Here is a 25,789-nt window from a genome sequence, read left to right as displayed (position 1 = left end):
GCTGATCCCGGGTTCAATTGCGGCCGAACAGCCGTGGTTTGTCGTTGCCTTCTCGCCGGCACCGACGATGTACGAGCCTCCAGCGCACCCGGCTCTCGGCGCGGTGTAATTCGCCGCACGGGGTGTCCCCGAACATTCGGCGGCGTGAATGCCGCGCGATTCGGCGGCGTGACAACCTCGCGCTATGGATCTCGACCTGACGTGGGTAAACGTTGCCGCCAGCCTGACTCTGGTGGCCGCTGTCGTAGTGCTATCGGCATGGCTGCGCCTCGGCATCACGCGAGGTGTCGTCGTGGCGGCAGCACGGGCAGCGGTCCAGCTCTCGGTCGTGGGCGGCGTGCTCATCGTGGTGCTGCGACCCGAGGCCGCCCTCGTGTGGTCGTGGTTGTGGGTGGCCGCCATGGTGGTGCTGGCGACCGGTGTGGTGCGGCGCCGCACACGGCGCCTCAAGCCGTTCCAGCCCTCAACCATCTTGATCGTGACGGCCGTGCTTGTGCCGCTGAGCGTCTGCCTCGCAGTGACGTTCGGGCTGGGTGTATTCGACCTGACGCCGACAGCGCTGGTGCCCGTCGCCGGCATCCTGCTCGGCAATTCGTTGCCGACAACGATTGCTGCAGCCGCACGTATTGAGGAACTGCTGTCCGACGAACGCGGTCAAATCGACGCCATGCTCGCCCTGGGCTTTGACGGCAGCTCGGCAATCCGCCCGCAGGTTCGCAAGGCGATCCGATCAGCGCTCGTCCCTCAGGTGGAACGCACCAGCGTGGTGGGCCTGGTGGCATTGCCCGGCGCGATGACCGGCATGATCCTGGCGGGCGCCGACCCGCTCGACGCCGTCGCCGCACAGATGATCGTGATGTTCCTGATCTTGGGGGGCGTCGCGTTCACGGTCGCTGTCGTGGTGCTCGGGACCGCACGCAGGGTGATGACGCCCGACGGTCGCGTGGCACGGCCGCTGTACGCCCAAGCCGTGCCCGACGGCTCGTCGGCGAACCCTCGCAGCCGGCGCGCCAACCTTGTGCGGCGTTGGCGGCTGGACGTCTTCGCCAGAGCGGGGCGCGACAGCGGTCGGTAGCTTTGCCGGACATTGAGTCCGGACATTCGAGTTCAGCCCGGACCTTCAGCCCTCGTAGCTCAGGGGATAGAGCATTGGCCTCCGGAGCCATGTGCGCAGGTTCGAATCCTGCCGAGGGCGCTGCGCCGGCTCCATGCTGGCCGAGGGCGCTGCGCCGGCTCAGCTGTCCGCTGACCACCCGGTCAACTCGGTGCGCTGGATGACGATGGCAGCGCCGACCGGCGGCTGCGTGGCGTACTGGGGATAGCGCTCGCACAGCAGCTTGATCGCATGTCGGTGCTGCGCACCCTCGGTGTGCACCACAGCGCGGCCGCGCAGGCGCACCCACCACAGGCGCTCCCAGTTCATGTCGTCGTAGTGCTCGATCAACATCGTGACCTCGGGAAAGCGTCGAACATTGTCGAGCCGCTTGAGGTCCATGGTCGTCTTGGGCTTGTGGTCGACGGCTGTCACCACGACGTCGTCCTCGAATGCGTACGTGCACGGCACGAGATCGACGCGCCCGTCGGCACGGATCGTCGCTAGCGTCGCCACCCGACCCTCACACAGCAGCGCCAGCAGTTCGGCCTCGGTCACGGCGGGCCACCCTAAAGCACCGCGGCGTCGATCCAGCACTTGAGCGCCAATGTTCCCACGGTCTCCGAACCAGGTCGTCCCGGACCGTCCGCGAGGCACCTGCCATAGTCTTGGGCCATGGCAATGACTGGGGCAACGACTGGGGCTCCCCCGGCATCGGGCGGCGCGCCGCCACGCTGGACCTTCCAGTGGAAGGAGCTGTACGACGAGGTCATCACCACAGGGCTGTGCACGGGCTGTGCCGGCTGCGTGATCTCCTGCCCGCACGACGTCATCGGCTACGAGCACGTCCAGGGCGGCTTCATGCCGTTCCACCTCGAATCCGAACTCGGGCTCGAAGACTGCGGCCACGGCCAGAAAGGCTGCACAAGCTGCACCCGCGCCTGCCCCCGCTTCCGCACTTGGGAAGACGAAGCCGACGACTTCATGTTCGGCCGACACCGCACGGGCGAAGAGCCTTCGGGCGTGTTCAAGGACATCATCCTGACAAGGGCCTCTGACGACTTCGTCCACGAGATCGGCCAGGACGGCGGGCTGGTTTCGGCGATCCTCATCTGGGCGCTCGACCACGGCTACATCGACGCCGCCCTGACGTCCTATGTCGGCGAGGGCGAGGGCAACCAGTGGACAGCCTCGCCGGGCGTCGCCTTCAACCGCGACGACGTGCTGCGTGGCGCTGGCAGCCGCTACACCTATTCGGCCAACACGCTCGCTTACAACGAGGCGATCGAGGCCGGCGCTCAGAAGCTCGCTCTGGTCGGCATGAGCTGCCAGAGCTCGATCGTGCCGGTCGCCAAGTCCCGCAAGGTGGGCAAGGTCGGCAACCGGTTCGTGCTGAACATCGGGCTGCTGTGCTCGAAGTCGTTCGACGAGGCCATCTTCGAGGAGCTGTTCGAGCAGAAGTACGGGCTCGACCGCCATCTCATCCGCAAGACGAACATCAAGGGCGTCTTCCAGATCTGGACGCACGACGGCGGTTACTACGAGATCAACCTCAAGGAATGCCACGCTTGGACCCGCGAGGGATGCAACCACTGCCCCGATTTCGCCGCCGAGCACGCTGACATCTCGACCGGCGGCATCGGCAAGTACAGCGACTGGACCCTCACCATCGTCCGGACCGACATCGGCCGCGAGATCATCATGAAGATGCTTGCGGACGGCTCGCTCATCGGGCGTCCTGGCGACGAAGACCCGGGCGCTATCGCACTCATGCACAAGCTCAGCGAGAAGTCGCGGGCACGCTGGCCGAAGTTCGCCTGGGACAAGCCTGCGCTGCTGCCCGAGCCCACAAAGAGGTAGCCCCCGCCGCAGCCGGCGTCAGCTCACAGGCAGAGGTTGATGAAGTCGACGATGTCGGGTCGGACCTCGGTGCTGGCCATGAAGTGGTTCAGCCGGTGGGCCGGCACCACATCCTGCGCTCGGGCCAGCGAGCAAGCACACAAGCTGCGCAAGCGGTCCGAGCCAGCAGAACACTCGTTGAGGTAGGCCTGCTGCTGGGCCTCGGTCCACTGCGCCGGCGGTCCAGCCTCACGGCAGTCGACGAGCGCTGCGGCAAGATCGGGAGAGAATTCCAGGGCGCCCGACATGCGATCCTCAAAGACCTCGAGATCGATGACAGTGAGGTTGCCCTCCATGCGGTCGGCGGCGCAGTGGCACGGTCCCACGAGCCCAGCGTCGGCGACGCACGCATCCATGAAGGCGATCAGCGGCTCGATTGCGAGCACCCCGGGAGCGCCGTCGCCGGGAACGGTCGGCGGGGCAAGCGTGCCGGGGTTGCCGAGGGGCGCGTCGGAATCCGTTGCGCCATTTCGGGTGGTCGCCGGCGCCACCTCAATCACGGTCGTTGAGCATGCGACAACGCCCGCCAACGCCAACACCGCTGCGACCCGACGCGCGCCCCGCAGCAGCAGAGGCCGCCATGCCTCAGGCGGATCGAAGATTCGCCAGCCGGCGCGCATCGCGAAGCACCGTATCGGCCATGTCGGCGGTGAGGCGGCCGGTGAACGTGTTCTGCTGACTGGGGTGGAACGAGCACACGATGCGGGCGATCCCGCCCAACGCTTCCGAGCCGCTCGATCCTCCGACAGCGGACACCTCGGCGGTCACGCCGTGGCCGAATCGGGGCCGAGGCCGCACACCACCAAGCGTGCACAGCACGCCGTAGGCGAAGGCGCCGAGGGCGACCGCAACGCGGGCATTGACGAGCAGCGCCAGCTCGCGTTCGAGGAACGGCCGGCAGGCATCTCGTTCAGCCGGGGTGGGCTTGTTCGCTGGCGGCGCGCAGCGAACCGCAGCGGTGATGTACGCATCACGCAGCTCCAGTCCGTCGCCTGCGCGCTCAGAGGTCGGCTGATTTGCGAAGCCGCAGCGGTGCAGGGCCGCGTACAGGAAGTCGCCAGAACGGTCGCCGGTGAACATCCGACCGGTGCGGTTCGCGCCATGTGCAGCCGGCGCCAGCCCGACGAACACAATCGCTGCCGCCGGATCTCCGAAGCCGGGCACGCCTCGCCCCCAGTAGTCCTCGTCGGCGAATGCTGCTCGCTTGTCGGCAGCGGTCTGCTCGCGCCACGCCACGAGCCGGTCGCAGCGCCTGCACGCCGCGACCTCGTCGTTCAGCAAGCGCAGCGCTGCGCCGCCAGAGGCGTTACCGGACGAAGGGGATGCGACGCTCATCGCTGCGAGTGTGCCAGTCGCCGGCGCTACGCGCGTGCCGTCTGGCGCCGCTGCGCGGCGACCCAGACAAGTAGCTTCGGCACGGTGCCAGCCCGACCTCGACCCACGCTGCTGCTGTTCGTTCGCCACGGTCTCACCCCGACGACCGGCGTCGAGCTGTACGGCCGTCGTCCGGGAGTGCACCTGTCCGACGCCGGCACCCAGCAGGCGCAGCATGCCGCCGAGCGCATTGCGGCGGGGGGACGCCGCGTCGCGGCGGTGTATGCCAGCCCGCTGGAACGGGCCCAGGAGACCGCCGCCCCGATTGGTGCGGCCCTCGGACGCAGCGTGCGTATACACGACGGCCTCAACGAACTCGACATGGGCCGCTGGACAGGTCGCAAGCTCAGCCAGTTGCGCAAGTTGGCCGCGTGGTCACAGGTGCAGCACTATCCCAGCGGCTTCCGCTTCCCCGACGGCGAGACGTTCCGCCAGATGCAGGCGCGCATCGCTGCGACTGCAGGTGAGCTGGCAGCCCGCCATCGTGGCGCGACGGTTGTCGCCGTCAGCCACGCCGACCCCATACGGGCATTGGTGGCTGACGCCATGGGAACCCATCTCGACCTCTTCCAGCGGATCGTCGTGTCGCCGTGCTCGGTGACTGCGATCCTGTACAGCAATGACGGCCCCGTGGTGCTGGCTACCAACAGCACTGCAGACCTCGCGGCACTCTCACCGGCATGACTGACGACTTCGACCTGCGCAATCCGGACGCCTTCGTGGCGGGAACGGTCGGGCCGGCTGGCCAGCGGATCTTCTTCCTGCAGGCCACAGAAGCCGATCACGTCGTCTCGCTGAAGCTGGAAAAGGGGCAGGTCTGGGCGCTGGCAAACCTGCTCAGCGAACTTCTCGAAGGCGAGAGCTACGAGGGTCCTGCGGCAACCTTTGGCCAGTTGGTCGAGCCGGTGACCGCCGCATGGACGGTCGGCCGTCTCGCGACGGGCATGGACACCGAAGGCAAGGTCATCGTGGTCATTGCCGACGAGCTCGATGACAGCGACGACAACAGCGACGAGCTCGATGACAGCGACGACAACAGCGACGATCCCGACGACGACGAAGATTCGGTCGGCGAGGAACTGGCTGATGACGACGAGCGCACTGGCGGTCGCGCTCGCTTCCACCTCGACTATGCGATGGCGCTCGGATTCGCGCAGCAAGCGCTGCTGCTGGTCTCCGAAGGCCGCGACTTCGGCCAGCGCAATGGGCACCGCCCGCCCCGAGATTGATTGGCCGGCGTGAGCGAACTGGCCCCGCATCACCTGCTGCCGAAGAACGAAGACGGCACACAACTCGAATTGCCGGTCATCTGGGACGCGTCCGTGGCGGATGCCCTGGGTGTGCTGCGCACGGGCGACATCTCGGTGCTGGGGCGGATGCCCTACAGCAGCAACGCCACGTTCCTGGTGCGAATCGACCACCCCACGATGCCGACCGCAGCGATCTACAAGCCCGAGCGGGGAGAGCGTCCGCTTTGGGATTTCCCCTCCGGGTTGTACCGGCGGGAGATTGCCGCGTTCGAGCTGTCGGAGGCGCTTGGCTGGCACGTCATTCCGCCCACCGTCGAGCGGGACGGGCCCTTTGGCGTGGGCTCGATCCAGCTGTTCATCGACGCCAACTTCGAAGAGCATTACTTCACCCTGGTCAACGAAGATCGGCACCATGCCGACCTTCGGCGGATCTGCGCCTTCGACCTCATCGCCAACAACACCGACCGCAAGTCGGGGCACTGCCTGGCGTCGCGCTGGGGACCGATCTACGGCATCGATCAGGGTCTGTGCTTCGCAAGCGATTTCAAGCTGCGGACGGTCATCTGGGACTTCGGCGGCGAACCGTTCGACGACGATCTCGCCGAGGCCATCGGATCGGCAGCGCAGCCGACGCCCGCGCTGTCGCAATGGCTGCGGCCCGACGAGTTCAGCGCGCTGGCGGAGCGAGCCGAGTGGCTCGCCAACTTCGGCAAGTTCCCCGACGACGACGGCGGCCGTCGCTGGCCCTGGCCGCTGGTCTAACCAGCGAGAATTCGACAGCCGCTGGTCTAGCTAGCGGGACTTGAGCGCCTCGATCAACGCCGGCATCACCTTGTGCACGTCGCCGACAATGCCCAAGTCGGCCACGCCGAAGATCGGTGCCTCAGGGTCCTTGTTGATCGCAACGATGTTCTTGGAGCCCTTCATGCCAACCAGGTGCTGCGTGGCCCCCGAGATGCCGCAGGCGATGTAGACGTTCGGCTTCACGACCTTGCCGGTCTGCCCAACCTGCTTGGCGTAGGGAACCCAGCCGGCGTCCACGATGGCGCGTGAGGCGCCCGACGCTGCTCCGAGCAGCCCTGCCAACTCGTCGACCATCGAGTACGCCTCGGGCTGACCCAGCCCGCGACCGCCGGACACCACGACGGCAGCGTCGTCGAGCTGTGGGCCCGAGCGCTCCTCAGCGTGGCGGCCCGTCACGACGGCTCGGCCTGCTTCGCCCGGGTCGACTGCCCCCACGGCCTCGACGCCAGCCGCGCCGCCGCCGCTTGGCTCGGCCTCGAAGCTCTTCGGGCGGAACATCGCCAATGCGGGCGCCGGCGCACGGTAGGCGGTGAAGATGTTCTGCGTCCCGCCGAAGATCGGCTCCTCGGTGACAATTGCCCCGTCGACAACTTGAACGCCCACGTTGTTGGTGGACACCGGACGATCTGCCAGCACCGCGAGCCGGGCGGCGGTGTCGCGCCCGTCGGCGGTCTGGCCGAAGAACACGGCATCAGGCGAGGTGGCTTCGATGTGGCCTGCGAGCGCGGCCGCAGCATGAACGCCGACCAGCCCGTCGCCGAGTCCTTCGAGTGCATACACGGTGGACACGCCGTGCGCGCCCAGCTCGGCGGCCATGGCCTCGCCGTGCACCGGGGCGAACGCGGTCACGGAATCGGCCAGTGTTCGGGCCTTGGTGGCCAACTCGAGCGTGAGGCCCGAGGGTCCGTCGGCGTCGCCTTCAGCGAGAAGCAGAATCTGTGCAAGCGTCATTGCGAGTGGTTCCTGTGGGGTTCGTAGGTCAGTAGTTCGGGTAGCGGGCGAGCCGGTTGGGAACGACGGTCAGGTCAGATGATCTTCAGCTCGGTGAGGAACTCGACGATGTTGGTGTGCGCATCGCCGTCATCGGTGATGATCTCGCCGGCCTCACGCTCGGCCGCATCGGTCACCTCGACCGTTTCCTGGCGGGCGCCTGCCACACCGACTGCGCTCGCATCGATGCCCAGCGCGGCGAGATCCTTCGCATCGACCGGCTTCTTCTTGGCCGCCATGATCCCCTTGAACGACGGGTAGCGAGGCTCCACCACGCCTGCGGTCACTGAGACCACCGCTGGAAGCGCGCATTCCACCTGGTCGTAGCCGGCTTCGGTCTGGCGCTGGACGCTCGCGATGCCGTCGGTGATCTCGATGTGCTTCGCGAACGTGACCGACGGCATTCCCATGACGCCGGCCACCATCTCGGGAACGGTGCCGGTGTAGCCGTCGCTGGACTCGGTGCCGGCCAGTACGAGGTCGGCATCGAGCTCGCCGATAGCTGCACCCAGCACTTTGGCGGTGGCGAGTGCGTCGCTGCCGGCTAGCGCGTCGTCGCTGATCAGCACCGCGTCGTCGGCGCCCATCGCTAGCGCAGTCCGCAACCCGCTGGTCTCAGAGCGGGGCGCCATCGACACCAGCGTCACCTGGCCGCCACCGGCAGCCTCTACGAGCTGCAGCGCCATCTCGACGCCGTAGGAGTCGGATTCGTCCAGAATCAGCTTGTCGTCCCGGTTCAGCGTCCGGGTATCGGACTGGAGCTGTCCCGGGATAGCCGGGTCTGGGATCTGCTTGACGCACACAACGACCTTCATGAACCGAGAGTCTGCCGATTTGTGGCAGGTCTTCCACTCCGCATCGGTGAGACTTGCGCCGTGCGCGTCCTGCTGCTGGTCAACGACTCGGCGTCGTCAACGACTGCTCGCACGCGAGTGTTGATTCACACTGTGCTCTCGGAGCGCCACGACACCGAGGTGGCGTTCACCAACCGCCGCGGGCACGCCGCTCGCCTCGCACGCGGTGCCGCGACGACCGGCACCGATGCAGTGGTGGTGCTCGGCGGCGACGGCACGCTGAACGAGGCGGCCAACGGCGTGGCCGGAACCGACTGCGTGCTTGCCGCGCTGCCGGGCGGCTCGACCAACGTGTTCGCACGAACCATTGGGACGCCCGACGATCCGCTCGTTGCGACCGAGGCAGTCCTCGACGCACTCGAAGCAGGCAGCATCACCTCGGCCGGGCTCGGTCGCACATCGGGCCGCTTCTTCTTGTTCCACTGCGGCATGGGACTCGATGCCGCGATCGTGGAGCGGGTCGAGCGCCACCCCACCCTCAAGCGCTACCTGGGCCATCCGCTGTTCCTGCTCGCGGGTGTCGACACGCTGCTGCGTCACTACGACCGGCGCACCGGGACGTTGACCGCCCGCACTGCGGGGCCAGAGTCGACGCAGGTGGACGGCTGTTTCGTCATCGTGGTGGCGAACACCGACCCCTACACGTTTCTCGGCAGCCGACCAGTGCATATCGCCCCAGCGGCAACCCTGCACAACGGGTTGTCGGTGGTGGGTTTGCGATCGCTGCGCCTGGCCGACTCGTTCGACGTGCTCTCAGCGGTATTCCGCGCAAGTGGCAGCCTCGGCGCTATGGATCCGAGCGTGGTGCAGCGCATCGACGACGTGCGCGATCTCACCGTGACGGGGATCCGTCCGTTCGGTCACCAGCTCGACGGCGACCACCTCGGAGCCGTCGATGAACTCCGCATCGAGTGGGTGCCCGACGTGCTCCGCCTCGCTATTCCGGTCGCCGCGCCCTGACATCAGCGACCAAGAGACGCTGAGAACTCAGTCGGAGAATCCCGATTCTCGGCGACAAGCGGGGACTCTGAAGCTCATTGAAATGGTCCAAAACCGCTGGTCAGAGGCGGTTTCTTGGGTGTACTTGAAACGTTCGTATTGCTAGCGCGCTAGCGAGGGCCTGTCAAGTCATTCCGATACGGCGCCTGCGCGAGTGCGCCAGAACGGCTGCGATAGCCGCATTCCCGCATAGCCGCTGAGTCTCCGCCGTTCCGCGCACCTGACACGGGCGGCACTGCTCGGCGCCGCCGAAGCGCCCTTTCGGGCTCGATTCCCGCGTTCACAAAACGAAGGAATCCCCTACCCGAAAGAGCCCGCGATGACTATTCCCGTTCCGTGCCGAGCCGTTCGCTCCGAGCGACCGCGTCGAAATCGACCCGCGAAGCGACCGAGACGTCTGCTCGGCGGTGTTGCCATGTTCCTGGTCATCGTGAGCACGCTGGTCATAGTGCCACTGGCCCAGACCGACGAGCCTGCCGCAGCGCACACCCAGACCGAGGAGCGCTGCGACTACGACCCCTTCTCAGGCCTGCCGTTCAACTGCCGCGACGTGCCCGTGTCCCATACCCACCCTTGCCCCACCGGCCAGCACCGCCACGGCTCCAGCGGATGCCACACCTCGACGCCGAGCGATCACCACTGCAGCTCCAGCGAGCACTTTCACGGCTCCAACGGGTGCCACACCAAGACGCCGACGGATCACCACTGCAGCAGCAGGGAGCACGCCCACGGCACCAACGGGTGCCACAGCCGCACGCCGACCTACCACCACTGCAGTTCGGGCACTCACGCGCACCACAGCCACCAGACCTGCCACGCGAACACCGCGACCGGCCACCACTGCTACGCCGGGGCGCATTCCCACGGCTCCAACGGGTGCCACACCAAGACGCCGACGGATCACCACTGCAGCAGCAGGGAGCACGCCCACGGCACCAACGGGTGCCACAGCCGCACGCCGACCTACCACCACTGCAGTTCGGGCACTCACGCGCACCACAGCCACCAGACCTGCCACGCGAACACCGCGACCGGCCACCACTGCTACGCCGGGGCGCATTCCCACGGCACCGCCAGCTGCCACACCTCCACGCCGGCCAATCACCACTCCGACGACGGCGACTCCGACGACGGCACCTGTCTCAGCGGCACCTTCGTCAGCGGCGACTGCCAGCCCAGGCCTGCCGACGACGACGACGCCGACGACGCCGACGATGCCGACGATGCCGACGATGCCGACGACTCGGGAAGGCCGGACCGGTGCGATACGCACCCGCCACTCGCCGGCTGCCCCCAGCAAGGCGACGGCGACAACGAGGACGACGAAGGGGGCGATGTCGACCTCGATGAGGCGGAGGCTTTGATCGCAACTGCCGGGTGCGAGTTCCTTGCGCAACTTGACACGACCGGCCGCGTCGATCTTGTCTGCGGAGTGACCACAATCGCCACGAGCTACACCGTCGACGCCATCGAGGGGGAGGACATCGAGCTGACCGATGTCGCGGAGGACGCCATCGGCCTCGCCGGATGCACCTACATCACAACCGTCAGCAGAGGCCTCGGCCTGTTCTGCGCCGGTGTCGTTTACTCCGTGCCCTACATCGAGAGCGCCATCGTCACCGTCGTGGGCCGCATCATCAGCCCCGACGATGATCCCGGAAGCCGCGGCAACATGGTCCCCCCATCGGACGACTCCGACGATTCGGACGACGCGGCTCCGCCCACAGGCACCACCACACCCGAGGCCGACGACTCCGACGATTCGGACGACTCCGACGACTCGACGGCGTACTGCTCGGCATGGAGGTCGTTAGGGAGAACCGCTCCGAATGGCGACGCGATCGGAGAGGTCGTGCTCTACGAGAACGGCGCCCGCCTTATATCCATCCAAGGCTCGCAGGAGTGGACGACGGCGTACTGCCAGAGCGTTCTGGCCCGTCGCGGCTGATGGCCGGCACCGGCCGGAGATACGATCACCCCATGCGGCTCAACCAGACCCGTCGCCAAAAAACCTTCGGAATTGCCCTAGTCAGCGGGCCAATGCTCGCCGGAATGTTCGTGAACTACGTCCTCGGCGGCTCCCGCCACTGGTTCTTGGCGTTCTACGCCGTAGCCATCGTGGCCTACCTCATCGACCGTCGTATCACCCGCACGGCGCATCAGCAGGCCGACGACCTCAGAGACGTCACGCCTAGCAGGCGCCCGGCAGCGCCGCGCTAGGGCGGCGGCACTCGCTGGCGGCTGGCGGCGACCTCTGAGGGCCGCGGCGTCGGCCAGCTCCCCGCCGTCGAGCTGAGCGGCCGCCCAGGCAGGAGGTACGGTCGCCCCATGACCGCAAACGAGGCAGAGGCGGCAACGTCGCCGGAGTCTGAGCCGAAGCGGGCCAAGAGTTTCCGTTTCCGGACCCGGCTGTTATTCGTTGCGGTCCTTGTGCCCCTCCTGCCCTTGCTGCGCTGGGGACCGGACGCGGTCCCCCAGGTGATAATGGCCGTGTGCGCCGTCGGCGTAGCCGCCCTGCTCCTCTCAGAGCTCACACCTTCGGCGAGGCGTCGCAGGGCCGAAGCGTCGGCCAGCCCCCCGCAGTCGGCTTGACACAGCCGCTTGGCGGTATCCCCGGTACCGGCGAAACGCCGAAAATTGCCCGAAACCGTGCACATTGCGGCGCTGCGGGGCCGCTCCGGACGTCTAAGGGCCCCGGCACGCGACGAAGTGCGCCGGGGCCCTCCGAATGGCGACGCGATCGGGGAGGTCGTGCTCTACGAGAACGGCGCCCGCCTTATGTCCATCCAGGGCTCACAGGAGTGGACGACATCGTTCTGCCAGAGTGTTCTCGCCTCCCGCGGCCAATGATCGCCACGAGCGAGAGGAATGATCCCGCCATAGCCGCGAACGAGACCGGGGCAGCACCGCGGCGGAGCTGTACTTGGCGCACTCGACGGCGTGCACCTAGGCCGACACCGACGACGATGACGGCAGCGACTGGATTGAGCGAATATGAGCCGCAGGACTTGGACTTCTAGGATCTGGCTGGGCCGCCTGCGTGATTGGCGCGAGCGCGCCGGTCTGGTCGTGGCACTCACCGGCGCCATCATCCTCACCGGAGCCTTCGACCCCAGCTGGGCGGGCATCCTCGGCTACTACGCACTTGCCTATGTGGCGCTGCTCGTTTGGATTCGGCTGCGGACGCCCAAGCTTCGCCGGGCGAGGGAGCCTCGCCCGCCGATGCCCCCTAAGCAATGGCGCTACACGCCCCCCCCCGGCGGGCCTGCGGCCGGACCTTCGCAAGTCGAGCGCGACCGAGACTGCCTGAGAGGCTCGGGGCCGCGCCCCGGGCCTTCTCGTTCGCGACCCGCGGCTGCCACACCCGCGCCGACGAGCACTGTCCCAGCGGCGAGCACGAGCACACTCACGGCGCGGGCGACTGCCACACCTCGACCCCGGCCGATCACCACTGCGACGGCACCGAGCACAAGCACGGCACCTATAACTGCCACACCTCGACCCCGGACAATCACCACTGCGAGACGGGCGAGCACGAGCACACTCACGGCTCAGACGGCTGCCACACCTCGACCCCGGACAACCACCACGACGTCACAGAAGACGGGTGCCCCGTCCAGTGGTTCCCCAGAGGCGCTGGCTGGCTGCAAACGCACCGCCACTCCAACGCCTACGGCGGCGCCATGTCGTCCTGCCACAGGCCCAGCGTGTTGCACTGCGCCGAGGACCACCACGAGCACGTCCACGGCTCAGGGGCCTGCCACCTCAACAACCTCAACACCCCGAGCACGGAACTGCACTGCCCCGACGGCCACCACGAGCACGAGCACGGCTCCGGAACGTGCCACCAACGCACGGACCCCCACTGTGAGGGCGGCACCCACCACCACCCGCTGCGCAGCGATCCCGACAGCACGTGGTGCCACCTTGAGGGATTGTTGCATTGTGACAGCGGCGAGCACTTCCACGACGGGCTCGGCTGCCATACATTCGGCGTCAACGCATGCACCGGCGACCTTCATGAGCACCCGGAGTGGTCCGGTTGCCACGATCCCGACCTCCAGCACCATCACCAAATCTCACAAATCGAAAGAGCGATCTGGGACGGCAGCTCAATACTCATCTGCGGCGGTCTGCAGTTGATCCCTAGCTGGCTGACCCAGGGTCTAGGCGCGCTTTGCCCCCGCGCGATGGACGCCTACTCGGATGCGGTCGAAGCGGAGATCCAGGCCCGCATCGACGCGCACGACGCAATCAGCGACCCGCCCACCACCGAGCCCGACACCTCGACGAGCAACTACTGCTCAGAATGGAGCGGATTCGGATTCTTGAATGGGGATGGCGACGAGATCGGGGAGGTCGTGCTCTACGAGAATGGCGAGGGTGCTAACTCCTACCAAGGCACGCGACCATGGGCCGAGAACAGGTGCCAGATCGCTCTCACCGCCCTCGACTGATGGCGGTGCCAGCGGTAAAATACGATCACACTATGACTGCCACCGATACCGAGACAGCACCCAAGCCGAGTCTCTGGGCGAAGCTCTTTCGGCGACAGACCCGCGCCGAGTACGCAATCGGGCTCATCTGCGGTCTGGCAGTCCTCGCGCTTACACGCACTGTGGGGTTCCCGGTGGGGCTGGTATACGGCAGCGCGCTATTCGTGTTTTGGCCCGTGTGGATGCTTGCCCGTCCTATGCCACCGGCAGACCGTTTGATCGGGCGGCGCAAGCGAAGCACTCTGGCGACCGAAGACAACTCGGAGCGCTGCCGTTGGTGCGGGCTGCGGCCTCGCGCTGTCCTGTGCGGCGGCCGCTCCGGCGGCGGGCCCTGCGAATCCACCGCAGCGAGCGACGGCGCCTAGCGTCCCGTTCAACGAGTGCGGAGCCCGTCCCTGTGCCGCTGCTCGGGGGCGGGCTCTGCCGCGTCACAGTGCGACGCAATCAGGGGCGGCGGTGCCCCGACGATGGTGCTTCGACAGCTACGAACGCTGCTCCCCGGATGCTGGGCGTGCAACGACGGCCGACTGTGATCGACCAGATGGTGGTGCCCACCCACCGAGGCGCACGGTGTGCGGTGCATGTCGATGGGCTTCTTCGCCCGAGAGGACCAGCCGGTCATCTGGCGCGGCCCGGTGCTGCACGAGGCGCTGGAGCAGTTCCTCACCGACGTCTTCTGGGACGAGCCCGATCACCTGCTGTGGACCTGCCGCCCGGCACCGACAACATGTCGATTCTGGGTCTCACCATCGACTACGGCCCGTATGGCTGGCTCGACGACTACGACCCCGACTGGACTCCCAACACCACCGACGCAGCCCACCGCCGCTACCGGTTCGGCACCCAGCCCCACATCGCCCAGTGGAATCTCATGCAGCTCGCCAACGCGCTGTGCCCGCTGATCGGCGAGCACCGCTCGGCAACCGGCGAGTTCGTCGAGCGCTATGCGGCAAGGCTGCGGGCACTGGGCATCGCCGACGAGGCTCGGGCCGAGGCAATGAAGCGGGTCAACCCCAAGTACGTGCTGCGGAACTACTTGGCGCAGCTGGCCATCGACAGCGCCACCGAGGGACGGCCCGAAGCCATCGGCGAGCTGCTCGACGTCATGCGCCGTCCCTACGACCCCCAGCCCGAGCCGGGAGTCCTACGCGGCGCTGCGTCCGGACTGGGCCCGCACCCGCGTCGGCTGCAGCCAGCTTTCGTGCAGTTCCTGAAACGCCGACGCTGAAGCTCTGCGATCTCCTAAAGCCGCTGGTCAGAGGCGGTTTTCGGGTGTGCGTGAAACGTTCGTATTCCTAGCGCGGCCGCGCGTGCCTGTCAAGTCATTCCGATACGGCGCCTGCGCGAGTGCGCCAGAACGGCTGCGATAGCCGCATTCCCGCATAGCCGCTGAGTCTCCGCCGTTCCGCGCACCTGACACGGGCGGCACTGCTCGGCGCCGCCGAAGCGCCCTTTCGGGCTCGATTCCCGCGTTCACAAAACGAAGGAATCCCCTACCCGAAAGAGCCCGCGATGACTATTCCCGTTCCGTGCCGAGCCGTTCGCTCCGAGCGACCGCGTCGAAATCGACCCGCGAAGCGACCGAGACGTCTGCTCGGCGGTGTTGCCATGTTCCTGGTCATCGTGAGCACGCTGGTCATAGTGCCACTGGCCCAGACCGACGAGCCTGCCGCAGCGCACACCCAGACCGAGGAGCGCTGCGACTACGACCCCATCACGGGGCTGCCGTTCAACTGCCGCGACGTGCCCGTGTCCCATACCCACCCGTGCCCCACCGGCCAGCACCGCCACGGCAGCCAAAGCTGTCACCCTTCCACGCCGTCGGATCATCACTGCACCTCGACCGAGCACATGCACGGCACGCACGGCTGTCATTCGGCGACGCCGCCGGACCATCACGGCGGCACAACCAACCCTGGCTGCGACGGCAACAACCACGAGCACGGCAGCCACGGCTGCCACGCCTCGTCGCCGTCGGACCACCATTGCTCGACAGGTGAGCACAAGCACGGCAGCGTGGGCTGTCACGCGTCGACGCCGTCGGATCATCACTGCAGCTCGACTGAGCACATGCACGGCACCCATGGCTGTCATTCGGCGACGCCGCTGGACCATCACGGCGGCACAACCAACCCTGGCTGCGACGGCAACAACCACGAACACGACAGCCACGGCTGCCACGCCTCGTCGCCGTCGGACCACCATTGCTCGACAGGTGAGCACTACCACGGAAACACTGGCTGCCACACCTCCACCCCAGCCGACCACCACTGCAGCTCCACCGAGCACAAGCACGGCACCGCCGGCTGCCACACATACTCGCCGGCCGATCATCACTGCAGCTCGACTGAGCACAAGCACGGCAACGTCGGCTGCCACACATCGACCCCGGCGAATCACCACTGCAGCACCGGCGAGCATCAGCACACTCACGGCTCGGGCGGCTGCCACAGCTCGACGCCAGCAGATCACCACTGCGACGGCAACAACCACGAGCACGGCAACTACGGCTGCCACTCCACCAGCATCGTGCACTGCCCCAGCGGCCAGCACGGCCACTTCGCCCACACCAGCTGCCACGCGTCGACCCCGGTCGACCACCACTGCAGTACGGGCGAGCACTTCCACGGCACCACCGGCTGCCACACATCGACCCCGGAGAACCACCACTGCGACACGGGCGAGCACCAGCACACTCACGGCTCAAGCCGTTGCCACGTGTCGACCCCGGCTGATCACCACTGCAGCACCAGCGAGCACTTCCACGGCACCACCGGCTGCCACGACAAGACGCCGGAGAACCACCACTGCGCCTCGGGCGAGCACCAGCACACTCACGGCTCAAGCCCCTGCCACGTGTCGACCCCGGCAGACCACCACGGCAGTGACCCTGAGTGCTCGCAGGTGAGCCATTCGGTGCATGGCGGCATGGTGGACGCGCACCGTCACCTGCTCGGAGCGCAGCTCAACCAAGGCGGCGGCACCATGTCGGACTGCCACTGGGTCAGCCGCTCGCACTGCAACACGGGCCAGCACGAGCACACTCACGGCTCGCAGGAATGCCACGACCCCGGAGGCACGCGCTACAGCCACGTCGCCAACCACAGCGGCCATACCTACCACTGCGCCTCTGGCCAGCACGAGCACACTCACGGCTCGGGCGACTGCCACGAAGAGGACACCATCCACTGCCACGCCCACTCGGTGCCGTGGAATCCCGAAGGCGACCAATGCCACGATGCGGACCTGCCGCACTGCGAGGGCTCCGAGCACTACCACGACGACCACGGCTGCCACGACGAGACGCCGGAGAATCACCACTGCGCCTCGGGCGAGCACCAGCACACTCACGGCTCAAGCCCCTGCCACGTGTCGACCCCGGCAGACCACCACGAGCCTGACCCGCTGCCTGGGGAGTGCTCGCCGCTGACAGGCGACCAGCGTGACGAGAACGGCGCCTGCCTCATCGACTACGCGGAATGCGATCAGGAGTGCGCCGACAGAGCGATGCAGATCAACCCCGCACTCGCGCCGGACTGGGTCGCCAGCGTGCTGCTCGGTGGTGTGTGCTTGGCACCGGCACCGTGGCAGGTGAAACTGGCGTGTCTCCTGCTCGCTGCTGAAGAGGTGCCCGAGACGTTGGACGAGATCACTGGTGACGAGCCTGAGGCCTCGACCGCGTACTGCTCAGCATGGGAGAGCTTCGGGTTCACCAATTCGAGTGGCAAGGAGATCGGGGAGGTCGTGCTCTACGAGAACGGCGTCGGCAACACCTCCTTCCAAGGGAGGCAGTCGTGGACAACGGCACGATGCGCGGCTGCTCTGGCCGCTCTCGGCCAATGACCGGCACAGGCGAGTAGTACGGTCCCGCCATGACCGCGGACGAGGCCGAGGCGGCACCGGCGGCGTGGAAGCCTCGCGGGTTTCGCAGCAGGCGCGAGTTCGCGGCGTTCCTAGTGACCATGGCTGTGACGCTGGCGGTGCATCAGTCGCTGGTGAGCATCGAACGCGTCGGTGTCACGGCGTACTTGGTGCTCACCGCCCTCTGGGCGGTTGCGCTCGGTGTCGGCTGGAGACTCTGGCGGCGGCGGCTCGCCCGACACTGAGGGCCGTTGCCGTTGGTGCGGGCTGCGGCCCCGCGCTGCCCCCTGCGGCGGCCGCTCCGATGGCGGGCCCTGCGAATCCACCGTAGCGAACAACTGTCCCGCCCCACGAGTACAGAGCCCGCCCCTGTGCCACAACACAGGGGCGGGCTCTGCCGCGTCACAGTGCGATGCAATCAGGGGCGGCGGTGCCCCGACGATGGTGCTTCGACAGCTACGAAAACTGTCGGCACCGTTCGTGCCGTTCAGCATTTCACGCGAGCCGCCCCGATGGCACGAGGGGTAGCAGAGGTGTGACCGGATCGGGAATATGGCGCCGACCTGCGGGTTCCTGTGCACGCCCTCGGGCACCACTTCACGAAATCTGAGCTTGCCCCATGCGGCTGCCGCCCCCACGCACACTCAGCAGAAGCAGCGCTGCGACTACGACCGCATTTCGGGGCAGAACTACAACTGCCGCCTGGTCGACGTCTCCCCAGCCGCAGTCGAGCGACTGGGGCCTCTAGCAGGGTACTGAAGAAGTGCCGAATCTCCGATCTTGGGGACAAGAAGCCGCAGGTCAGAGGCTTGCGCATCGCGTCGAAGGGGACTTTTTCAACACCCTGCTAGTGTCCTGTTTGGGGAATTCGTCGCGTTAGTGTGGTGGGGCGGCGGGGCTGTGCTCGCCTGGGTGATCGGAGGCGGCGATGGGTGCACGGCGGGGACGTCCGACGTCGGTGGTGGAGCTGAGCGGCGAGGAGCGCGAGACGCTGGAGCGGTGGGCGCGGCGGCCCAAGTCGTCGCAGGCGCTGGCGCTGCGGTGCAAGATCGTGCTCGCAGCGGCCCAAGGGCGTCACAACAACGAGATCGCGGCGGCGCTGGGATGCCACGCGGCGACGGTGTCGAAGTGGCGCAACCGGTTCGCGTCGCGGCGCCTGGACGGGCTGAGCGACGACCCGCGGCCGGGGCCGCCGCGCAAGATCACCGACGCGAAGGTCGAGGAGGTGATCGTGAAGACCCTCGAGTCGGCGCCGCGGGACGCGACGCACTGGTCGACGCGGTCGATGGCCGCCGAGGCGGGCATCTCTGCGTGGTCGGTGCATGCCATCTGGACCGCGTTCGGGCTCAAGCCGCATCTGGTGCACGAGTTCAAGGTGTCCCCGGACCCGCAGTTCATCGACAAGATCCGCGACATCGCGGGCCTGTACCTGAACCCGCCCGAGGCCGCGGTCGTGCTGTGCGTGGACGAAAAGACCCAGGCCCGGGCCCTGGACCGCACCGCCCCGATCCTGCCGCTCATGCCCGGCGCCCCCCAGCGGCGCACCCACGACTACCGCCGCCACGGCACCACCAACCTGTTCGCCGCGCTCGACACCGCCTCGGGAAAAGTCATCACCGCGATGTCAGCGCGGCACCGCGTCGAGGAGTTCCGCAAATTCCTGAACCTCATCGACAAAGAAGTCCCCGACCACCTCGACGTGCACATCGTCCTGGACAACGTCTCCACCCACAAGACCCCGACCATCAAGCGCTGGGCAGTGCGCCACCCCCGCTTCACGTTCCACTTCACCCCCACCTACAGCTCCTGGACAAACCTCGTCGAGCGCTGGTTCTCAGAGCTCACCACAAAATGGCTGCGACGCGGCACCCACACCAGCGTGCGCGACCTCCAGGACTCCATCAACGCCTGGATCGACAACTGGAACAACGACCCCAAACCGTTCACCTGGCACAAGACCGCAGACCAGATACTCGACACCCTCGCCTCATATCTACACCGAATTCCCCAAACAGGACACTAGAGGGTGCGACTCAGTTCGATGAGTGCTGCTCGACGTGTCGCCGCCAGCGGAGTTCCAACAGGGTGAAAAGCGCAATGCCGACAACGCCGACCCCCCAGTACCACACCTGTGAGCCTCCGACGAGCTGAGAGATGATGGCGAGCTTGACCACGAGCAGGCCGGCAGCGAGACCGAACATGTTGTGGAACCTGCGCTGCTCGCGGTTCCCCTTCACCCAGTCCATGACTGGACGCTACAACGACCGGCGTACCGCGGCGCACGCTGGCACGCCCAGCACCGAGACTGTCAGACGCTCCCTTGTCAAGCTGAGGTGTGTCTGACTCTTCCGCGGAGATCGGCTCAGAAATGAACCAAGTCATGCCGTGTTCTCAGGTTTGTTGGCAGCGGTCCGGCGGTTGTGTTCGAGCCGTCGTGTTCGGGCTCGCTGGAGGCCCCGCCGGCGGGCCTCGCGGATCGTTTCTCCTCGTTGGTGGTGTTCGTCGTTGGGGGTGACGCAGCCGATCGCTTCGTGCAGTCGGACTTCGTTGTAGTCGATCCGGACGCGCGCCGGCTCGATGCCGGGCAGCGCCGGGTCTGTGATCGAGCACAGGTGGGGCCATTCGTGGGTGATGTGCCCGAAGAAGCTCTCGATCCAGGCTTGGTCGGTGGGGGTGCGGGGCCGGCCGTGGTGCTGGGCGATGGCCGTCATCGCCATGCAGGCGCGGGTGTCGTGGCTGGTCATGGCCGGGCCGTTGTCGGACACGGCGAGCAGGATGGGCCGGTCGGGGTCGTCGACGTCGAGATCGAGGCGGTCGTCGGCGGGCAGCTCGTCGAGGCCTTGGGCCACCAGCGCCTGGTCGAACACGGCACGCACTTGGGTGGAGGTCTCCTCGGTCGAGACCAGCGTGGCGGTCCAGCAGCGCGAGACCATGTCGACGATCGCGAACACGCAGCGCCGGGCCCGCCCGAGGCGGGTCACGTCCCAGACCCGGATCCGGTTCGGTTCCCAGACCAGCCAGTGCGGCCACGGTGTCCTCGGCCGCTTCGGCGCCGGTGCCCGCTCGGGCAGCACAAGCCCGTGAGCAGCGAGAACACGCCGCAACGTCGAGGGTGCCACCCACACCCTGTCCACATAGGAGCCACGGTGGGCGAGCTTGCGGTGTGATCGGTCGATTGGCCCCCACTCCTCGGCGACGACGAGGATCTCCGCGACCTCATCGGCCAGCAAGGCGTGCACCGGCGCGCCTGCGGGGGCCAGATCGCACAGGGTGCCCAGCTCCCGCCGGCGGGCCCGCCAGCGGTGCACCCGGTCGTCGCAGACCTGCCACACGCCCGCAGCCCAAGTGTGTGAGAACCCGGCGGCAACGGCGTCGTCGACGGTGTTGAGGACCAGCTCTTTAGCCTCGGCGGGGACTCCTGCGGGGACCGGCCCGCTCAGTCCCAGCCGGATTTTCCCCGCACGATGGCCAACTCGATCGCTTGGGCCTTGACCGCCTCGGCGAGCCGGCCGATCTCCGCCTGGGCTTCTTCGAGCTCCCAGTTCCGCTCGGCAGCCGGCCGGCCCGGCCTGCGGGCCAGCGCCGCCAGCGCCGCGTCCTTCACCGTGCGGCCGATGGTGATCACCGTCGACACATCGACCCCCCACCTCCGGGCAGCGTCGGCCTGGGCGACCGCTCCGCTCGTGACCTGCAAGCAGATCTCCCACTTCGTCTCCGCGGACAGCCTCTTGGGTCGACGCCGACCCTCGCTGATCGTCATCAGATGCTCCTTCACGCGTCAGCGAGAACACAACCAGACTTGGATCATTTATCAACCAACTCTCCGCGGCGAAATCAGACGCAACGCACTGCGACGAAGCGTTCGGGGTGGGCGGCGAACGCCTGGTTCAGGACTTGGGTGCGGTGTTGGCGGATCTCGGCGACGGTGCGGTAGTAGACGCTGGCGGGAGTGCGGTAGCCGATGCCGGAGTGGCGGTGCTGGTAGTTGTGCCATCCGAAGAAGCCGACGCTGAAGGCTCGGGCGTCGTCGATGCCGGCGAACCTGCCGGGGAACTGTGGCCGGTATTTCATGGTGCGGAACTGCGATTCGGAGTACGGGTTGTCGTTGGGGGTGCGGGGCCGGGTCACCGATCTGGTGATCTCCAGGGTGGCGAGCAGCTGAGCGACTGGTTTCGCGGCGGGGACGCCTCGGTCGGAATGGATCGTCAACGCCTTGGGGTCGACGTCGTGGCGGGCGACGGTCTCGTCGATGAGGCGGCGGGCGAGTTGGGCGTTCTCGACGGTGGCGAGCATCCAGCCCGGCACGTAGCGCGAGAACAGGTCCAACAGCACGCAGAGGTAGAAGAAGTTCCGTTTGGCGGGGCCGCGCAGCCCGGTGATGTCCCATGACCAGATGTCGTTGGGGGCCTGCGCGGCGAGCTCGGGGCGGGACCTCGGCGGGTGGGCGGCCTGGCGGCGGCACTCGATCACGGTGCCATGGGCGGCTCGCAGGAGCCAGTACATCGTGGCCGGCGACGCCAGATACGTGCCCTCGTCGCGGGCAGAGTCGCCCACACCGTGGTCGGGGACTCGTCCACGAACCGGTCCGAGTGCAAGACCTCGAGCACCTCGGCCCGCTCGTCGTCGCTGAGCGCTCGGGGATGGGCTGCCCGGCGCCGCTCGATGACCGCGGCCGAGTCCGGTTCGGGTCGGCGTCGCCGGCACTGCGTCGCCCGGGACCGGCCCAGCACAGCACACGCCGCCGTTGTCGCCATGTGCGCTTCGAGCTCAGCAACGGCGGGCGCGATCACGGCTTCGACCTCGGATCGGTGTCCGCGCTCTTGGAGAGCTCTTCGGAGAGCGCCGAGACTTTTCCCTGCGCCTCGATCACCTTCTCGGCGGTCCCCAGACGCTGCCGGCCACGCTCATTGTCGGCCTCCAACGCGGCAATGCGATGATCCCTGGCGTCGGGACCGGACCGGCCGCGCTTGTTGCTGAGCCCCTCGACCGCGCCACCAGCAGCCTGCTTGCGCCACTCCGAGATCAACGACCAATACAAGCCCTCCCGGCGCAACAACGCGCCCTTCTCCCCATCGGGGAGCCGCTCGTACTCAGCCAGGATCCTCGCCTTGTACTCCGCCGCGAACCGGCGCCGCGACGCCCTCGGCGACACCTCCAAGTCCGGAGTCTCGTCACCATCCATCACGCCAGCGGACTCGATCGAGCCATGCAACGCAACCATCGCAGTCATCTTCCCTCCCCGCCCCCGGGGCTCAGTGATTCACAGCCATCAGCTGTCTCACACCACATTGACAGAGGGGGAATCGAGGCAGCACCGGCGTCGGTTTCGAAGCCTCCGCGGTTTCGCAGCGGCCGCGAGCGTGCGGCGTACTTGGTGATCCACTACGCGACGCTGTTGGTGCCGATGTGGCTGCTGCTCGTAACGGGCATCAGTGTCACGGCGTTTCTCGCGCTTAGCCTCGTCTCGTGGGTGACGTTCGAACTCTGCTGGCGACTCTGGCGGCGGCGGCCCGCCCGACACTGAGGGCCGTTGCTGACACACCATGACTGCCACCGAAACCGGGACAGCACCCAAGCCGAGCCTTTGGGCGAAGCTCTCTCGGCGACAGACCCGCGCCGAGTACGCAATCGGGCTCATCTGCGGTCTGACAATCCTCGCGCTCACCCGCACCGTGGGGCTGATCTACGGCAGCGCGCTACCCGTGTTTTGGCCAGTGTGGATGCTCGCCCGTCCCATACCACCGGCTGACCGTCTGGTCGGGCGGCGCAAGCGAAGCACCCCTGCGTCCAAGTACGACTCAGAGCGCTGCCGTTGGTGCGGGCTGCGGCCCCGCGCTGTGCTGTGCGGCGGCCGCTCCGACGGCGGCCCCTGTGCCATCGACCGCTGAGGGAACCGAAACGGACGGACCTGTAGCGCCGCGCCCGAGACGACGGCGGCAGAGTGGCTGCGACGGCGGCTCAGGTCAACGACTTCGTTGCTCGGCCGCGTAGCGGGCGGCGTCGGTTTCGGCTTCCTGATCAAGTCGGGCGGTTCGCAGGAGTGGGTCCAGGCGGTCTTGCCCGTGGAGGTCTGCGGCCCGGTCTCCGTGAGCGCTGGGGCGAACTTACGCAAGCTCGGGCACATCACCTGCGCAGCTATAACATGTTTCGTGACGGTCAGGCATCCACGACCGCCGTTCGTTCAGGCGATCGTTCGCAGCGGGATCTGCACGACCGCCTCGGAACCCGGCGGGGGCGTCCGACGCCTGACCTCGAAGGTGCCGCCGAGATCGGTCCCGCACAGTGCGCGCACGATCGAGGTGCCCAAGCCGCCGGAACGCTGAGTGTCGTACTCGTCTGGGATGCCGATGCCGTCGTCGCGCACGACCATCGACAGCACGTCCGTCGACGGCCGGGTGATCTCGACCTCCACGCTCCCGATGGGGCTCTCGTCGAGTCCCGGCGCGGCTTCTAGCGTGTGATCCTCGATCTCCCACAACCGGGGGAACGCATGGTCGACAGCGTTCTGCAATAACTCGTTGAGCACCACCGCCAGCGATGTCGCAGTCTGCGACCGCAGCATCCCCGCCTCGCAGGTGACGCTGAAGTCGATTGGTCGTTCGGGGAAGGTGATGCTCTGGCGCATCGTCTCGGTCAGCGTCTCGGCGACATCGCAGAAATCGACATCGTCGGTGGTCTCGCTCGACAGCGTCTGGTGGACAAGGGCGATGGCACGGATGCGCCGTACCGCCTCGTCGAGCGCCCGGTTTGCCTCGCGGGACTCCAGGCGGCGGGCCTGGATGCGCAGCAGCGACGAGACCGTCTGCAGGTTGTTCGTCACCCGGTGGTGAATCTCGCGAATGGTGGCGTCCTTGGAGATGAGCAGCCGGTCGCGGCGGCGCAGCTCGGTGACGTCGCGCAGCAGCACTAGGGCATTGCGCACGGGGGTATCGGTCAGCGGCAGCGCCTGCAATTGCACGGTCACGGATCGGTGCTCGACCTCGCCCACGACCGGGATGCCGCCGCTCATGGCGCGCCCCACCACGTCCGGGCCGAGATCGAGATCTCGCACGCGCCGTCCTTGCACGTTGCCCCCGACGCCGATGCGGTGCAAGGCGCTCACGGCATTCGGCGACACGAATCCGATGCGAGTCGTGTCGTCGGTGAGGAACAGGCCATCGCCGACTCGCGGCGCCTCTTCGTCGGCGACATCGGCGTCGCGGTAGGGGAACAGGCCTGCGGCAAGCATTCGGGCCAGCCGGCCGAACGTGGCGATGTAGGTCCGCTCCAGCTCGCCGGGGTCGCGGATGTCGGTGAAGCGCGGCGTCACTTCGCTGCTCATCACAGCAATCGTCACGCCATCGAACGTCACCGGCACCGCAGTGATGCGTGCCCGCCGGTCCCCAGGCACCCGCAGGCCCTCGCCAGTCACGATCACCCCACGGGCGAAGGCCTCCGACACCAGCGGCCGTTCGCTGGCGGCAACGCAGAGCCCGATGTGGTCGTCGCGGTACAGCGTGCGGCCGGTGGTGGGCCGGATCTGACCGATCACGGTCAAAGGAGCATCGGGGCCGAGACGCCGCCAGGGACGGGGCGTGCTGGTGTCGTCGTGCGGTTCAGGGTCCGATACGTCGTCGGGCAGCTCGTCGAGCGACGTCACCTGCCCGGGCGCGAACAGCAGCAAGTCCGAGAACGACAGGTCGGCCAGCAGCGACCACCACGCCATGAGGCGTCGCAGGTGCTCACGCGGGCTGTCGCGCACGTTCGCTGCGGGGCGCGGCCGGTCGGCGGGCGCCCGCATAGGAGCCTCAGTCCGCGGCGAAGCCGATGCGCCGGTCGCCGGTCGGGCCCAACTCGAGAAATGCGAGCTTGTCGATGGGCACTCCGACGCGGCGTCCGCTGCGATCATTCAGCCAAAGCACCGATTCGTCGCCGCTCAATGCGGCTTCGAGCGCTGCAGCCGCATCTGCCGCGGCATCATCGTCGATCTCGACATTGAGCTCCCGACCACCGTGCGTGATGCCGATCCGGATGTCCATGGCCGCAGGCTACCGGTGGTACCCGCGACCCCTGCCGAACTAGAGATCCGCTCTAGGTGGCTGCCGCGCAGAATTCCGGCGATTCAAGATTTGCAAAGATTGCAAACGCAACAAATGTTGCAAAGGCGACAAATCTCACAAAACTGCTGCG

Annotated in this window: 27 protein-coding genes, 1 tRNA gene and 1 pseudogene; 16 read left to right on the top strand and 13 right to left on the bottom strand. The window is 67.3% G+C overall.

The features are described 5' to 3' along the window. Positions 1–184: 184 nt before the first annotated feature. Complete coding sequence (locus tag ACPXYO_RS10620) at positions 185–1,075, top strand: ABC transporter permease (protein WP_423920023.1); 891 nt, start codon at positions 185–187, stop codon at positions 1,073–1,075. 48 nt (positions 1,076–1,123) lie between these two features. After that, positions 1,124–1,195, top strand: a tRNA-Arg gene (locus ACPXYO_RS10615). 39 nt (positions 1,196–1,234) lie between these two features. On the opposite strand, the gene ACPXYO_RS10610 is transcribed toward ACPXYO_RS10615, so the two are convergent. Continuing rightward, on the bottom strand, positions 1,235–1,651 hold the full coding sequence (locus tag ACPXYO_RS10610) for a TIGR03668 family PPOX class F420-dependent oxidoreductase (RefSeq protein ID WP_420621525.1): 417 nt from the start codon (positions 1,649–1,651) through the stop codon (positions 1,235–1,237). A gap of 117 nt (positions 1,652–1,768) precedes the next feature. On the opposite strand from ACPXYO_RS10610, the gene ACPXYO_RS10605 reads away from it, so the two are divergent. Further along, positions 1,769–2,953, top strand: a complete 1,185-nt coding sequence (locus tag ACPXYO_RS10605) for a Coenzyme F420 hydrogenase/dehydrogenase, beta subunit C-terminal domain (RefSeq protein ID WP_423920018.1) — start codon at positions 1,769–1,771, stop codon at positions 2,951–2,953. A 23-nt stretch (positions 2,954–2,976) separates the two neighbouring features. Here the strand turns inward: ACPXYO_RS10605 and ACPXYO_RS10600 are convergent, their stop codons facing one another. Beyond that, entirely contained in the window at positions 2,977–3,612 is a 636-nt protein-coding gene (locus ACPXYO_RS10600; RefSeq protein ID WP_423920015.1) for a hypothetical protein, read from the bottom strand. Continuing rightward, positions 3,578–4,327 carry a uracil-DNA glycosylase gene (locus ACPXYO_RS10595; RefSeq protein ID WP_423920013.1) on the bottom strand — a complete coding sequence of 250 codons (750 nt, stop codon included), beginning with the start codon at positions 4,325–4,327 and terminating at the stop codon, positions 3,578–3,580. Before ACPXYO_RS10595 ends, ACPXYO_RS10600 begins: the two co-directional genes overlap by 35 nt. A gap of 84 nt (positions 4,328–4,411) precedes the next feature. On the opposite strand from ACPXYO_RS10595, the gene ACPXYO_RS10590 reads away from it, so the two are divergent. The 3 genes from ACPXYO_RS10590 to ACPXYO_RS10580 are packed head-to-tail and all read left to right on the top strand — an operon-like array spanning position 4,412 to position 6,378. Next, positions 4,412–5,050 carry an MSMEG_4193 family putative phosphomutase gene (locus ACPXYO_RS10590; protein ID WP_423920010.1) on the top strand — a complete coding sequence of 213 codons (639 nt, stop codon included), beginning with the start codon at positions 4,412–4,414 and terminating at the stop codon, positions 5,048–5,050. Beyond that, on the top strand, positions 5,047–5,595 hold the full coding sequence (locus tag ACPXYO_RS10585) for a DUF3090 family protein (protein WP_423920007.1): 549 nt from the start codon (positions 5,047–5,049) through the stop codon (positions 5,593–5,595). Before ACPXYO_RS10590 ends, ACPXYO_RS10585 begins: the two co-directional genes overlap by 4 nt. 9 nt (positions 5,596–5,604) lie before the next feature. Further along, positions 5,605–6,378, top strand: a complete 774-nt coding sequence (locus ACPXYO_RS10580; protein WP_423920004.1) for an SCO1664 family protein — start codon at positions 5,605–5,607, stop codon at positions 6,376–6,378. Positions 6,379–6,408: 30 nt separating this feature from the next. On the opposite strand, the gene ACPXYO_RS10575 is transcribed toward ACPXYO_RS10580, so the two are convergent. Together ACPXYO_RS10575 and ACPXYO_RS10570 are read right to left on the bottom strand one after the other, a co-directional pair. Next, entirely contained in the window at positions 6,409–7,371 is a 963-nt protein-coding gene (locus tag ACPXYO_RS10575) for an electron transfer flavoprotein subunit alpha/FixB family protein (protein ID WP_423920001.1), read from the bottom strand. A gap of 74 nt (positions 7,372–7,445) precedes the next feature. Then, complete coding sequence (locus tag ACPXYO_RS10570; protein ID WP_423919998.1) at positions 7,446–8,225, bottom strand: electron transfer flavoprotein subunit beta/FixA family protein; 780 nt, start codon at positions 8,223–8,225, stop codon at positions 7,446–7,448. A gap of 60 nt (positions 8,226–8,285) precedes the next feature. On the opposite strand from ACPXYO_RS10570, the gene ACPXYO_RS10565 reads away from it, so the two are divergent. From ACPXYO_RS10565 to ACPXYO_RS10525, 9 genes and pseudogenes are all read left to right on the top strand, one after another. Next, positions 8,286–9,224: a diacylglycerol/lipid kinase family protein gene (locus tag ACPXYO_RS10565; RefSeq protein WP_423919996.1), complete on the top strand. Its 939-nt coding sequence runs from the start codon at positions 8,286–8,288 to the stop codon at positions 9,222–9,224. A 454-nt stretch (positions 9,225–9,678) separates the two neighbouring features. Beyond that, the gene (locus ACPXYO_RS10560; protein WP_423919993.1) at positions 9,679–11,211 is read left to right on the top strand and encodes a hypothetical protein; all 1,533 of its coding nucleotides are present in this window, start codon (positions 9,679–9,681) and stop codon (positions 11,209–11,211) included. A 32-nt stretch (positions 11,212–11,243) separates the two neighbouring features. After that, positions 11,244–11,483 (top strand): hypothetical protein, encoded by a 240-nt coding sequence (locus ACPXYO_RS10555; RefSeq protein WP_423919990.1) that lies wholly within the window; start codon positions 11,244–11,246, stop codon positions 11,481–11,483. 1,016 nt (positions 11,484–12,499) lie between these two features. Then, entirely contained in the window at positions 12,500–13,720 is a 1,221-nt protein-coding gene (locus ACPXYO_RS10550; RefSeq protein WP_423919987.1) for a hypothetical protein, read from the top strand. 32 nt (positions 13,721–13,752) lie between these two features. Beyond that, positions 13,753–14,124 carry a hypothetical protein gene (locus tag ACPXYO_RS10545; protein ID WP_423919984.1) on the top strand — a complete coding sequence of 124 codons (372 nt, stop codon included), beginning with the start codon at positions 13,753–13,755 and terminating at the stop codon, positions 14,122–14,124. 137 nt (positions 14,125–14,261) lie between these two features. Further along, a pseudogene (locus ACPXYO_RS10540) lies at positions 14,262–14,973 on the top strand (protein adenylyltransferase SelO family protein). A 394-nt stretch (positions 14,974–15,367) separates the two neighbouring features. Then, positions 15,368–17,602 carry a hypothetical protein gene (locus ACPXYO_RS10535; RefSeq protein WP_423919982.1) on the top strand — a complete coding sequence of 745 codons (2,235 nt, stop codon included), beginning with the start codon at positions 15,368–15,370 and terminating at the stop codon, positions 17,600–17,602. Positions 17,603–17,631: 29 nt separating this feature from the next. Further along, positions 17,632–17,865 (top strand): hypothetical protein, encoded by a 234-nt coding sequence (locus ACPXYO_RS10530; RefSeq protein ID WP_423919979.1) that lies wholly within the window; start codon positions 17,632–17,634, stop codon positions 17,863–17,865. Between the two features lie 683 nt (positions 17,866–18,548). Beyond that, positions 18,549–19,643 (top strand): IS630 family transposase, encoded by a 1,095-nt coding sequence (locus tag ACPXYO_RS10525; RefSeq protein ID WP_423919977.1) that lies wholly within the window; start codon positions 18,549–18,551, stop codon positions 19,641–19,643. Between the two features lie 10 nt (positions 19,644–19,653). On the opposite strand, the gene ACPXYO_RS10520 is transcribed toward ACPXYO_RS10525, so the two are convergent. The 6 genes from ACPXYO_RS10520 to ACPXYO_RS10495 all read right to left on the bottom strand — a co-directional run bounded on the left by ACPXYO_RS10520 (position 19,654) and on the right by ACPXYO_RS10495 (position 22,850). Continuing rightward, positions 19,654–19,866 (bottom strand): hypothetical protein, encoded by a 213-nt coding sequence (locus tag ACPXYO_RS10520; RefSeq protein ID WP_423919974.1) that lies wholly within the window; start codon positions 19,864–19,866, stop codon positions 19,654–19,656. 132 nt (positions 19,867–19,998) lie between these two features. Then, the gene (locus tag ACPXYO_RS10515; RefSeq protein ID WP_423919972.1) at positions 19,999–20,952 is read right to left on the bottom strand and encodes a DDE-type integrase/transposase/recombinase; all 954 of its coding nucleotides are present in this window, start codon (positions 20,950–20,952) and stop codon (positions 19,999–20,001) included. A 104-nt stretch (positions 20,953–21,056) separates the two neighbouring features. Then, positions 21,057–21,380, bottom strand: coding sequence for a hypothetical protein (locus tag ACPXYO_RS10510; RefSeq protein WP_423919969.1), 324 nt, complete (start codon positions 21,378–21,380; stop codon positions 21,057–21,059). A gap of 74 nt (positions 21,381–21,454) precedes the next feature. Beyond that, the gene (locus ACPXYO_RS10505; protein WP_423919966.1) at positions 21,455–22,174 is read right to left on the bottom strand and encodes a transposase; all 720 of its coding nucleotides are present in this window, start codon (positions 22,172–22,174) and stop codon (positions 21,455–21,457) included. Continuing rightward, positions 22,087–22,410 (bottom strand): hypothetical protein, encoded by a 324-nt coding sequence (locus ACPXYO_RS10500; RefSeq protein WP_423919963.1) that lies wholly within the window; start codon positions 22,408–22,410, stop codon positions 22,087–22,089. Before ACPXYO_RS10500 ends, ACPXYO_RS10505 begins: the two co-directional genes overlap by 88 nt. Beyond that, positions 22,407–22,850 (bottom strand): hypothetical protein, encoded by a 444-nt coding sequence (locus ACPXYO_RS10495; RefSeq protein ID WP_423919960.1) that lies wholly within the window; start codon positions 22,848–22,850, stop codon positions 22,407–22,409. Before ACPXYO_RS10495 ends, ACPXYO_RS10500 begins: the two co-directional genes overlap by 4 nt. Before the next feature lie 313 nt (positions 22,851–23,163). Here ACPXYO_RS10495 and ACPXYO_RS10490 point away from each other — a divergent pair, with 313 nt between their 5' ends. Next, positions 23,164–23,508 (top strand): hypothetical protein, encoded by a 345-nt coding sequence (locus ACPXYO_RS10490; protein WP_423919958.1) that lies wholly within the window; start codon positions 23,164–23,166, stop codon positions 23,506–23,508. A 293-nt stretch (positions 23,509–23,801) separates the two neighbouring features. On the opposite strand, the gene ACPXYO_RS10485 is transcribed toward ACPXYO_RS10490, so the two are convergent. Together ACPXYO_RS10485 and ACPXYO_RS10480 are read right to left on the bottom strand one after the other, a co-directional pair. Continuing rightward, positions 23,802–25,400 carry a sensor histidine kinase gene (locus ACPXYO_RS10485; RefSeq protein ID WP_423919955.1) on the bottom strand — a complete coding sequence of 533 codons (1,599 nt, stop codon included), beginning with the start codon at positions 25,398–25,400 and terminating at the stop codon, positions 23,802–23,804. Positions 25,401–25,407: 7 nt separating this feature from the next. After that, the gene (locus tag ACPXYO_RS10480) at positions 25,408–25,638 is read right to left on the bottom strand and encodes a DUF3107 domain-containing protein (RefSeq protein WP_419554170.1); all 231 of its coding nucleotides are present in this window, start codon (positions 25,636–25,638) and stop codon (positions 25,408–25,410) included. Positions 25,639–25,789: the final 151 nt, after the last annotated feature.

Origin of the sequence: Candidatus Poriferisodalis sp. (assembly GCF_965237655.1) — a bacterium.
Taxonomy (GTDB): Bacteria; Actinomycetota; Acidimicrobiia; order Acidimicrobiales; family Poriferisodalaceae; genus Poriferisodalis.
This window is presented reverse-complemented; position numbering and strand designations above follow the sequence as displayed.